At 71.8% G+C, this 11,644-nt stretch carries 6 protein-coding genes, 2 tRNA genes and 1 pseudogene; 7 read left to right on the top strand and 2 right to left on the bottom strand.

Features of this window, described 5'->3' with window-relative positions; translation table 11 throughout:
• Nucleotides 1-132: pseudogene (locus AC51EU_RS20705) on the top strand (serine/threonine-protein phosphatase); the annotation flags it as partial.
• Nucleotides 133-319: 187 nt separating this feature from the next.
• Here AC51EU_RS20705 and AC51EU_RS20700 read toward each other — a convergent pair.
• A tRNA-Arg gene (locus tag AC51EU_RS20700) sits at nt 320-392 on the bottom strand.
• 623 nt (nt 393-1,015) lie between these two features.
• Between AC51EU_RS20700 and AC51EU_RS20695 the strand changes: the two genes are divergently transcribed.
• From AC51EU_RS20695 to AC51EU_RS20675, 5 genes are all read left to right on the top strand, one after another.
• The gene (locus AC51EU_RS20695; protein ID WP_496268502.1) at nt 1,016-2,365 is read left to right on the top strand and encodes a glutamate-cysteine ligase family protein; all 1,350 of its coding nucleotides are present in this window, start codon (nt 1,016-1,018) and stop codon (nt 2,363-2,365) included.
• 293 nt (nt 2,366-2,658) lie between these two features.
• Nucleotides 2,659-3,897 carry a helix-turn-helix domain-containing protein gene (locus tag AC51EU_RS20690; RefSeq protein WP_496268501.1) on the top strand — a complete coding sequence of 413 codons (1,239 nt, stop codon included), beginning with the start codon at nt 2,659-2,661 and terminating at the stop codon, nt 3,895-3,897.
• A 134-nt stretch (nt 3,898-4,031) separates the two neighbouring features.
• On the top strand, nt 4,032-4,850 hold the full coding sequence (locus AC51EU_RS20685) for a toll/interleukin-1 receptor domain-containing protein (protein ID WP_496268500.1): 819 nt from the start codon (nt 4,032-4,034) through the stop codon (nt 4,848-4,850).
• A complete protein-coding gene (locus tag AC51EU_RS20680) occupies nt 4,850-6,820 on the top strand; it encodes a hypothetical protein (RefSeq protein WP_496268499.1) in 1,971 nt (656 codons plus the stop codon). The genes AC51EU_RS20685 and AC51EU_RS20680 overlap by 1 nt, the downstream gene beginning before the upstream one ends.
• On the top strand, nt 6,817-8,523 hold the full coding sequence (locus AC51EU_RS20675) for a hypothetical protein (protein WP_496268498.1): 1,707 nt from the start codon (nt 6,817-6,819) through the stop codon (nt 8,521-8,523). Before AC51EU_RS20680 ends, AC51EU_RS20675 begins: the two co-directional genes overlap by 4 nt.
• Before the next feature lie 457 nt (nt 8,524-8,980).
• Here the strand turns inward: AC51EU_RS20675 and AC51EU_RS20670 are convergent.
• A tRNA-Arg gene (locus AC51EU_RS20670) sits at nt 8,981-9,053 on the bottom strand.
• 300 nt (nt 9,054-9,353) lie between these two features.
• Between AC51EU_RS20670 and AC51EU_RS20665 the strand changes: the two genes are divergently transcribed.
• A complete protein-coding gene (locus tag AC51EU_RS20665; RefSeq protein WP_496268497.1) occupies nt 9,354-11,420 on the top strand; it encodes an ATP-binding protein in 2,067 nt (688 codons plus the stop codon).
• Nucleotides 11,421-11,644 lie beyond the last annotated feature (224 nt).

The following is an 11,644-nucleotide window of genomic DNA, read 5'->3' as shown; positions in this document are numbered from 1 at the left end:
CCCGAACCCACCCTCACCCCCCTCCTCCACACCCACCCCAACGGCCGCGCCGCCTTCGAACTCTGGAAGGCCGCGATGGAGGCGGGTGGGCCGGACAATGTCACGTTCGCGTTGGTGGGGGTGGAGGGGTGAGAGGGGGTGTCCGCAGATATCCCACCGGGGGTGGAAGCGCTGCTGGTTGTGCCTCCGAGAGCAGGCGGACGGCCTTGAGGGCCGACGGGCCCCGTGGCTGATGGTGTGCCGTCATCGCGTCGGGGCGCCGAGCGAGCGGTGGCGAGTGACGAGGGCCGTCAGGGCCGTCGACCGGCCGGTGAAAGAGCGCCCCCGGCAGGACTCGAACCTGCGGCCAAGTGCTTAGAAGGCACCTGCTCTATCCACTGAGCTACGGGGGCCGAACTGCGTGAGTGCAGCCTTGCGGTGGTTGTCCCGTGACGCGTGGGACGCGTGTGGGACCCGGGACGGCTGGTCCTGGATACCGGCAGGTACTCTCTCACAATATCTTTACAGGTCTAAGGTACTTGCCGGAAACAATCCCTCGGCATGGGGCGATGTGGTCCGGCGAGGGGACGGACGCCCGTCATGAGGGCGGGGAGCGGGAACCTCTTCGGAGCCGGTTGACGGCATGCTCCCCGGCGGTCGGCGGCCGCGCGGTGATCGCCGATCATGCGGGGACCATCGCAGACGTGCCCGTACGGCAGTCCCGGAAGATCCTCGCCCTGAAGCGGGCCGGGCACGGTGGCCCCGCCGCCCGCGTACGCCGACCCGTCCCTTCCGGACCGCCCCGCACCGGATGACGGGCGTCGAAGGGTTGCCCGAGAGCGCCCCCGGGGCATCACTCGTGGCCGATGTGCCCACTAGCTGTGTTCTGTGCGGTGGGGTTCACTACGGCTGGTGTTGCCGCGTGCCTGTGTGCACAGAGGGTGTCCCGTGATCCGTGCGGAGTGCGACGGACGGGGAACCAGGGCGGCGCGCGGCTCGGCTCGTGCGGTCGGCGTTGAGGCGAGGAGAGCTGCTGATGGGTATGGGCAGGCTGCGGCGGGATGATCTCAGAACGTTGTTCGCCCCGCCGGCGACTGCGTCGGAGCAAGTCGGGCTGGAGATCGAGTGCGGGGTCGTCGACCCGGAGACCGGGCTCGGGGCCGCCTTCGAGGGGCCGAACGGCATCAGGGCCGTTCTGGCGGGGCTGCTTGAGGAATGGGGCGGTACGGCCCAGTACGACGACGGGGAACTCACCGGGGTGAAACTGGCGGACGGAGGGTTGATAGGTCTCGAACACGGCGGCCAGATCGAGTACTCGGCGCCCCCGGAGGCCGATGTGGTCACGGCGGTGGAGGGGCTGCGGCGCACCATGGAACGCCTGGCGGAGCTGCTCGCACGCTTCGGGCTGGCGCTCCTGCCCGGGGCGATGTTGCCCTTCGACCGGGTCGAGAGTGTCCCCCGGATGCCGCTGAGCCGGGGGGTGTCGATGTTCCCCTTTTTCGCCGGGCTCGGGGAGCCGGGCAGCAGGGCGCCGGGCATCCTGTCGTTGTCGATGTCCACACAGGTCCATCTGGACCACGTGTCCGAGGAGGACTTCGCCCGGAAGCTGAAGGCACTGTCGGCGGCCTCGCCTGTCGTGACCGCGCTTCTCGTCAACTCACCATTGTACGTGGGAGAGTTGGACGGATTACTCTCGCACCGTTCGTGGAACTGGCTGCGGACGGACCCGGAGCGCTGCGGGGTGCTGCGGTTCGCGATCGAGGGCGAAGCGGACTTCGACGCCGTCGTCGACTGGGCGCTGGGACGCCGCATGATCTGCTACCGCGACCGCGAGGGGCGGCTCAGGCCGGCCCCCGACAAGCCGTTCGCCGCGATCCTGGAGGACGGCTTCGGCGACGGCCTCATGCCGACGTTCGACCACTGGGTCGCCCACCTGACACAGCTCTGGACCCACATCAGACCCCGCAGAACCCTCGAAATGCGCGCCCCGGACGGCCCCCCGTACCCGTACGTCTCCGCCGTACCGGCACTGTGGACGGGCCTGGCCTACCACCCGGCATCCCTGACCGCCACCGCCGAACTGCTGGGCCGCTACACCGCCGCCGAACAGGAGGAGGCGACGGAACGCCTGCCGGCCGAGGGCCTGCGCACCCTCCTCGGCGGCGACCGCGTCCATGACCTCGCGACCGAACTGGTGCGGTACGCGCGGGAAGGACTACGGGCCCGGGTGTCCGCGGGGCTGGAGCGCCCGCAGGTGCTGGAGTACCTCGACCCACTGGACGAGGTGCTGGAGACGGGGAAGACCTTCGCGGAGCGGTGTGCCGCGCGCTGGGAGACGGATCTGCGCCGCGATCCACGGCGGTACGTCGCGGCGTACCGGGTCTGAGGAAACGGTCCGGGCCGGTCGCCGTGCGGCGACCGGCCCGGAAGGGTGGCTGCGGGGGGCCGGGGAGTTCGCTTTGTGAGTACTCGCGACCGTAATTGATCGATGCGGTGCGTGTTCTGCATGGTGGCCGAGATGGGTGCCATGCGGGGGAGTTGAAGAGGCAACGGGCAACCCGTCCGGAACGGAGGCGTGGGGGCGGGGGGACTGTCAAACTCGTTCCCGGAGCGGCGACGAACGCTCCGATCTCCGATGACGCGTCTTTGCCGCCCGGCGGCCCGAAGGGGGAGTTTGGCATGCGCACGCCCAACAGTTTCGGCTCGGAGCTCCGCCGTCTGCGCCAGGAGGCGGGCCTCTCGCTGGGAGAGTTCGCCGTGGCGATGAATTACGACAAGGGGCACCTCAGCAAGGTGGAACGCGGCCTGCGACGTGCCTCGACCGACCTCGCCCGCCGGTGCGACGCCCTCTTCGGCGCGGACGGGGAACTGCAACGACTGGCCGAGCGCGAACTCCCCCAGGACGAGCCCGGATCCGGCGACGACCCGCTGCTGGTGGGCCGCCGGGAGATGCTCGCCGCCGGCACCGGCACACTGATCAGCCTGGGGCTCGGCGCGGTCGAGGGCAGCGCCGGCCCGGAGGGGATGTCCGCCGTCGCACCGTTCCGGGCCCAGTTCGACCAGATGCGCGTCCTGGGGCAGAGCACCGACCCGGGAGTCCTCCTCCCCCTCCTCAAGGTGCAGACCCGTACCGTGATCGAACTGGCGGCCGCGGGCGGCTCCAGGGACCGTACGCGCCTGCTCGCCCTCGCCGCCCGCTTCGCCGAGTACACCGGCTGGATGGCGCAGGAGGCCGGGGACGAGCAGGCGGCCTTCGACTGGACGGCCGACGCCGTCGAGTTGGGGCAGGCCGGAGGCGACCGCCACCTCGCCTCCTACGCCCTCGTCCGCCGCGCCCTGGTCGCCCTCTACCGTTCCGACGCGGCGCAGACCATCGGCCTCGCGAGCCAGGTGCGCGACGACGTGCTGCCGCCGCGCATCCGGGGGCTGGCCGCCCAGCGCGAGGCGCAGGGGCACGCCCTGGCGGGCGACGAACGCGCCTGCCGCAACGGTCTCGACCGGGCCCGCGAACTGCTCGACCGCGCCAGGGGTGAGGGAGACGGAGGGCCGGTGATCGGAACCTCCCATCTGACCGATCCGGTGGCCATGGTGACCGGCTGGTGCCTCCACGACCTCGGCCGTCCGCGGACGGCCGCACGGATGCTCGACCGGGAATGCTCCCGGATCGCCCCGACGGCGCTGCGCACCCGGGCCAGGTACGGCATGCGGCGGGCCTTGGCCCACGCCGCCGCCGGAGAGATCGAGCACTCCTGCGCGATCGCGGGGGAGCTGCTGCCCCTCACGGCGGCCGCACCCTCGGCCACCGTGAACACCGATGTCCGCCGGCTCGCCCGGGAACTGTCGCGGTTCCGGAGCAACCGGGCGGTACGTGACCTCCAGCCCGCACTGGCGCAGGCCCTCCGCCCCGCCGCGCACTGACGCCTCACCGCGGCACAGCGGGCCCGCCGTCCCGAGGGGCGCGGCCTGCTTCTCACAGCCATCACCTCACCGGTGCACGGCCGAACCGTGCCCGGTATCTATCGATTCATCCTTATCCGAAAGCGAGAGCCGTCATGCCCGACATCTTCGTCAACTACCGCACCGGGGACGAGGAAGCCACGGCCACCCTGATCGAACGCGAACTCTCCCGGCGCTTCGGGAGCGAGCGGGTGTTCCGCGCCAGCAAGTCGATCGGGCCGGGACGCAGCTTTCCCCGCGAGCTGATCACCGCGGTGCGCCGCAGCAGCGTGATGCTGGTCGTCATCGGCGGGCGGTGGGCCGACGCGCAAGGTCCCGACGGCGGCCGTGCGCTGGACAACCCCGGGGACTGGACCCGCCGCGAGATCCTGGAGGCGTTCGACAGCGGGGCCCTGGTCATCCCCGTGCTGGTCGGCAAAGCGACCCGGCTCGACCGCGCCGCACTGCCCCCGGCCCTCGCCGAACTGGCCGACCAGCAGTACCGGCGGCTGGATCACCGGAACGCCGACGCCGACCTGGCCGGCCTGGGGGACGAACTCGCCGGTCTCGTACCGCAACTGGCCGTCGTCGACGCGGACCGGACACGGTACGAGGACCGGACGGCGGACGACGGCGCGTCGTCGTCCCGCGGCAACCGCACCCAGGCGCGGGACATCCACCAGCGCGCGGGCATCGGCACCCTCAACGGTGATCTCTCGGGCACCTTCGTCAACGAGCCGCAGGGTCCCGTGCACGCCGGCCAGGGCGACCAGTACAACGGCAATCGCTACGGCGCCCCGCAGTTCTCCGGCGACAACAGGGGAGTCAACTACGTCGCCGGGAACAACACGGGCGGCAACCACAGTTCCGCGGACAACTCCGGCACGGTCCAGCAGCGTTTCGACGGCACGCGGTCCTGCGCGGACGAGGACTGATGACCGGACGTAACCACGCCTGGGTCAACGATCCGAGGGGCCCGGTGCACAGCGGCACCGGGGCGCAGTACATCTTTATGGGCAACCCGCCGGGCACCTCCGACAGGTCGAACGGTTCGGGCGGCGACCCCTTGCAGGTCGCCAAGAACCACCGCGGCGACCTCAGCAAACGTTTCGTCCCGCCCCGGGACTTCGGCCGGGCCCTCGAACGCCTGGCGGCCCCGGGAGCGATGGTCCTGCTGGACGGGCCGCGGGGCAGCGGCAGGCGTACCGCCGCGATCATGCTGCTGCACCGGCTCGGGGAGTCCGAGGGACGGTTCGAGGAACTGTCGGCCGAGGACGAGGACACGCGCCTGGAGGCCGCCCCCGGCGACCGTTTCTTCCTCGACCTGTCCGCCGCGGACGACGACATCTACCGCGACGTCCAGCGGAAACTCGCCTCGTACCGGGCGGAGGTCGAGGCCGGTGACGCACGGCTGGTCGTCGTGCTTCCCACCGGTCTCGACAGCCTGCTGGACCCGCAGTTCGCGCCGTTGCGGGTCCCCCTCGGGCGGCCGCGCGGGCTGACGGTCCTCCGCCAGCACCTGCGGTGGGAGGGCATCCCCCATGAGCCCGGGCAGCTGACCGGAACGGAGCTGCGTCAGCTGCTCGACCGGTCGCCGATGCGCGAGCTGGCCCGGCTGGCCGAGATGATCCGGCGGGCGAGGGACAGCGGCCGCTACGGCACCGACTTCGCGTCCTGGTGCGCCGAGGCGATGGCCGCGGTCACCGACTGGGCCGGCGACGCGGCCCGGCAGGTGGCCGACCACCACACCGTCCGCGAGCGCGCACTGCTGCTCACCACCGCCGTGTTCAGCGGCGCCACCGCCGACGCGATCTTCCACGGCTCGCAGCGCCTACTGGACCAACTCCGTTACGAGGAGGAGGAGATACCGCTTCTGGCCCGGCCCGGTCTCGGCCAGCAGCTCAAGGACCTCCAGATCAAGCTCGACCAGGAGGGACGCGTCAGCTTCGAACGACTGGCCTACGACGCGGCGGTCCGCGCCCACTTCTGGACCAACTTCCCCGACCTGCGGGACAGCCTGCTCGACTGGATCAAGGACGCGATCCGGCTGTCCGACCTCACCGCCGACGACCGCGAACGCATCGCCGTTCGCCTGGCGGAGCAGGCCCTCACCTCCGGTCAGCACGAGGACCTGCTCCAGCTCGTCGAGACCTGGACCAAGCCGGACGCCCCCGGCCCCCTGCGCGCCGAGGCGAAGGCCGTCCTCCGCCAGGGACTCGGCCACGAGTGGCACGGCGCCAAGTTCCGTAAACGCATTCGCGAATGGGCGAGCGGCTCCCTGTCACCGGTCCTCGCCGACGTCCTGACCGACGTCTGCCGACAGGACATCGCCGCGACCCACCCCGACCAGGCCGTCGTCCGGCTGCGCCACCTCGCCCTCCGCAAGGTGCCGGGGGCCCGTCCGGCCCTGATGGACCTGGCCCGGGGGAGCGGCCGCCTGTACCGCCAACTCCTCGACCAGCTCCTCGACCGTCTGCGGTCCCGGTCGGGTGCGGATTTCAGGTTCCAGGCGGTGGCGCTTCTCGTCGACCTCCTCGGGCCGCCCGGGCCGCGGACCCCGACGCTCTGGGACGACCTGGACCGCGCCTGGAGCGCCGTCACCAGGGAGCGGCCGCCCGACGACTGGACGCCAGCGGTGTACCGCTGGCTCACGGCCGTCCGGGACGACGTGCGGTGGAGCCCCGTGCTGAAGGTGCTGACGGCCGCGGCCGAGGGCCGCCGCGAAACGCTCCACCGCTTCTATGCGACCGCCTGCGACTGGGCCCGGGTGAACTCCTGGGACCCGGAGGAGAGCAGGGCCAGGGAGGCGGTCGCCGAACAGTTCTGGCACATGATCGATCTCGCGCAGGACGTCGTCCTTCCGGACGGACGCCCTGACGCACCGGACCCGGGAGAAACCCAGTGAACTCCAGGAGCAAGCTCCTTGCGACCGCTGTCGGCTGCGGCGGCGTCGCCCTGCTCGCCGTCGGAGGCGGACTCGGCTGGCCCGTGTGGCTGCTGATCACCGTGGGGGTGGTCGTGTTCTTGGGCACCGGACTGGTGCTCGTCCTGACACCTCCGCCGCCCGACGACTTCTCCCACGATCCGCAGACGGCTCCCATGCCCCCGCAGGTCCCCATTCCCCCGCAGGCACCCGTCGCCCCGGCCGAACCCCCCTTCCACCACTGGCAGGTGCACAATGTGCCGCTGCCGAGCGCGGCGGAGGGGTACGACTTCCTGTTCTCCGCCACGATCCTGTGGCGCCCGGTCCGCGACTACGTCAGCGGCGACTTGGCGAACGTGGCCGTCTCCCACGTACTGACCCGGGCCCGGAACGTCACCTCGGGCGAACGGCCGGAACGCGAGGAGCTCGTCCGCCACCTGCTCGACGGCACCCTGGGACTCCCGCTCCAGGACCAGGGAAACCTGGTGCTCACACGCGGCGTCGACATCCGCCTCACCCTCGCCCCCGCCGACCGCGAGCGGCTCCAGAAACTCGCCGAGCTTCGCAAGTCGCAGGACATGTGGGAACACGAGCGCGCATACGAACGGAGCAAGCGGGCCTATCTCGGCGACGAGGTCCTCAAGACGCCGGGCAGCGCCGTGGTGTGGTGGCTGTCCCGCCACGACGACGAGGTCGAACAGACCGTGGAGATGATCGGCCTCCTCGCCCAGATCTCGGCCGCCGCGAACGACACCGAGGTCCCTGAACGCCTTCGGCACCTGATCCCGGCGCCTCCTGCGCCAGACACGGGCGACGGCCCCGGCGACCCGGGGGACGCCGCCCCGGGGGCTTCTGGTCCGGAAACTCCTGGCCCGTCGGACGGCCCGGTAGCCGGCCCCGGCGCGGCGGAGCGGTGGGAGGGCTTCTTCACCTCCCTGGGAGAGGAGACATCGAGCGACGCTCTGGCCGACCATTTCTCCGCCGTCCTGACCGACCTGGGCCTCACCGAGGACTCCGACACCCGCACGGTCCTCGTGCACCGCGTCATCCGCCTCATGAAAGACATCGGCCGCGACGAGCAAGCCGAACACATCCACCGGGTCTTCATGCCGCCCCGCCACTCCACCGGCACCACACCACCGTCAACGAGCGACGAGGCCACCACGACCACCACTGAGCCGCCGTACTCGTCCTGCTCCACGGCTTGCACGGGCCAAGGGGCCGAAACCCCGCCTTCGACCTCGTTCACGGCTGGTCGGACGGCGTACGGCGCCGGAGCCTCTTCGCCGGCCACCGGGCAACCGTCGTACCCCGCCGGGCCGCCCCCTTCCACCGCGGGGCAACCGTCCTACGCCGCCGAGCCGCCCCCTTCCGCCGGCGAACAGGCAGCGTACGTGGCCGGCCCCTCCGGCATCGAGACACCCCACCCTGCCACCGAGCCGTCCCACACCCCCGCTCCTGAACCACCCGCCCCTTCCACCCACCCGAACCAACCCCCGGCCCACGAACACAGCGACCACCACGCGAACCCCACGGCCCCCGAAGGAGCCGTCCCCTTCACCAAACCCCCGGCCCCGCCTTGGACCGCACCCCAGTCCACGCCCGCCTCGGAGCCGTACCACCCCGCACCCGCCCCAGAGCACCACTACCCCGCACCCGACCCGCAAGAAGGCCCCACCACCTGAGCACCAGCCCCGCCCCGCCTAGCGCCCCCGACGAGCCTCTTCGGCCGCTCGTCGGGGGCGTCGGCCGTAGTGAACTCACACCTCCCGGTCGTGTCGCGAGGTTCACCTCCCGTGGCTGTGTCTTCTGCTCAGGGCCTGCGCGTCCTCCCACTTCCCCGGCTGATGCACTGCGGTCAATCGCTCATCGCGCCCATGCGCGCCTGCCCGGTGGCCGGACCCACGAGGGCGCGTCAGCAGTCGCACCCTCTCGCTCAGGTCGCGGCTCTCTCAGGCCCTGGGCCGGGCTGCGGGCATTCACCGTGATCAGGAAGGCTGGGAACCGGTGTGCACGAGCGCCGGTTCAGCGAGGCGCGGACGGGCCTACGGGTGCGTTTTGGTGCTCGTGCGGTGAAGCGGCCGCGGCTGCCGGGGCGTGTGCGAACGGGGGAAGGCCCTCCCGAAGGAGGGTCCGGTGCGGCGCCCCCGGCAGGACTCGAACCTGCGGCCAAGTGCTTAGAAGGCACCTGCTCTATCCACTGAGCTACGGGGGCCGGATGGTGGACGTGGATCACGGGCCGCGACAAGGATAGGAGTCCGGGTGCCTTGTCGCGGTTGCTTCACCTCCGTGGCACCTTGTGGAGGTTTGGTGAAGCGTCCCTGATACTCGCAGGCGAGTGCGAATCCCGCATCGGTTTTGACGTCATGAGCGCCGGGTGTTGTGTAGTCGTTATGCCCGCGCCTCGCGTTTCCCGGTCATCTCGTAGGTAATTGGTCCTGGTTTGTGGTGATTTTGCGGCGCGCACACAGGTCATACGCTTCAAAAACCCAACAAAATTGGGCATTCTGCGCATGTGCCCACCTTGGACGTACGCCTCCGACTCATCGACGCGCTGTCCGTACTGCGCGACCGTGTCGACGCCGCCCGATTCCCGCTGGCCCTCGACGGAGCGGCCCGTGCCCGGTGCGACCGGGACGAACTGCTCGCCCAGATCGACGACTACGTGATGCCGCGCCTGCGCGCACCGCAGGCCCCGCTGCTCGCTGTCATCGGGGGATCGACCGGCGCCGGCAAGTCGACGCTCGTCAACTCCCTGCTGGGACGGCGGGTGTCGGAGGCCGGTGTGCTGCGCCCCACGACGCGGACACCGGTACTCGTCTGCCATCCCGACGACCGCCACTGGTTCGCCGGACAGCGCGTACTGCCCCGGCTGACCCGTATGTGGATGCCGGAGCAGGACAACCCCGGCGCGGGACGGGACCGGGGGCGCGGTGGGGCGTACGGGGGCGCGGGTGGTGAGCCCCGCTGCGGGCAGGGGCCCGTGCCGGACGGCGCGTACGACGGCGCGTGCCCGTGCTCGCACGCCCACGGGTACGGGGGCGCGGGCCGCTACGGCGCGGCGTACGACGGCGCGTGCGGTGACGGGTGCGGTGAGGTGTGCGGAGGCGCGTGCCGTGACGGGTGCGATGCGACGTACGAAGGGAGTTATGCGGGCGCGTACGGTCCCGACGAGAACGACGCAGCTGACGAGCACCTTGAGTACAAGGGGAGCGGTGGGGGAGAAGACGGGGCCGGGGGGCGAGCCTTCCGTGGGGACGGTGAGAGCGGAGGGAAGCCAGGGGGCGACGAGCCGTCCGACGAGGACGGGATGCCTCCGCTGCGCATCGAGACGGACACGACGCTGCCGCCTGGACTGGCGTTGCTGGACGCCCCCGACATCGACTCGCTCGTCGCCCGCAACCGCGAACTGGCCGCCCGGCTGATCTGCGCCGCCGACGTATGGGTGCTGGTCACCACGGCCGCCCGCTACGCCGACGCGGTGCCCTGGCATCTCCTGCGTACGGCCAAGGAGTACGACGTCACACTGGTGACGGTGCTGGACCGGGTACCGCACCAGCTCGCCCCGGACATCTCCCAGCGCTACACCGCCCTCCTCCGCCGCGCGGGCCTCGGCGACGTCCCGTGCTTCACCGTCCCCGAACTGCCCGAATCGGCCCGCGGCGGCAGCGGACTGCTCCCCGCCACCGCGGTCGCCGACCTCCGCGACTGGCTGGCGCGGCACGCCCAGGACCCCGTCGCCCGCACCGCCGCCGCGGAGCGGACCGCCAACGGCGTCCTCGCCTCGCTCCGCAGCCGCCTGCCCGCGCTGGCCGGCGCGGCCGCGGCCCAGCACGCCGCCGCACTGCGCCTGACCGGACGGGTCGAGGAGGCGTACGAGGAGGCGGCGGAGCGGGTACGGGAGCGGATCACGGCCGGGGAAGTACTGGCCGGCGACGCCCGTGCCCAGTGGCGCGAACACCTCCGCAGCGGTTGCCCAGGCGACCTGCTCGACGCTCTGACCGACGGGCTGACCACCCTGCTGACCTGCACCGTCGCGGCAGCCGACGAACGTACGGCCGATGCCTGGCGCCGCGACCCCGCAGCCGGCGACGTCCCGGTGACTGCCGCCGACGGCGCCGCCGAACGCATCGGCGTCCATGTCCGCCGCTGGCGCCGCTGCCTGGAGGAACTGGTTGAGGAGGAGGCCCCGGAGGCGGCCGGGGGCGGGCCCGAGGAGGCCGCCGCGCTGCTGGCGACCGTGCTGCTCGGCGGCCGCACCCGCGAGGCCGGGGAACGCCTCGCCGATCTGGTGGGACCACGGCGGGTGCTGCGGCTGTGCGAGGCGGGCGGCCGGCTGCTGACGGCCTGCCTGGAACGCGTGCTGGACGCCGAGCGCGAACAGCGCCTCGCCCCCTTGGAACCACTCGCCGTGCCCCCTGACGAGCAGGCGGGGCTGATCGCCGCGTTGTCCCTCCTGCAGCGGGAGCAGGCGAGGGAACGGGCGGAGGCGGCGGAGGAAGAGGAGAAGGGCGGAGTACGGGCGCCGTCGCGGACGCAGCAGAGGGAGCAGACGCAGCAGAGGGAGCGGGTGGCGCGGTGAGTGCGGGGACGGATGGGGCCAGAGGGGAAGGGCCGGTGGGGGAGGCGGAGGTGTGGGGGCGTTCCTGGGATGACGGGGTGATCGCGCGGTGGGCGCGGGATGAGGCGGCGGGGGATGAGGGGGAGCGGGCGGAAGTCCGTGTGGAGGGGGATGGGGAGGTGGGTGGTGTTTCTGCGGTGGACGTGAGCCGTAAGGGGGACGGGGGTTCCTCTGCGGATGGGGAG

This window comes from Candidatus Streptomyces philanthi, from assembly GCF_059553635.1.
Note: the sequence above shows the minus strand (reverse complement) of the source record. Positions and strands in the feature narration are given on the sequence as shown.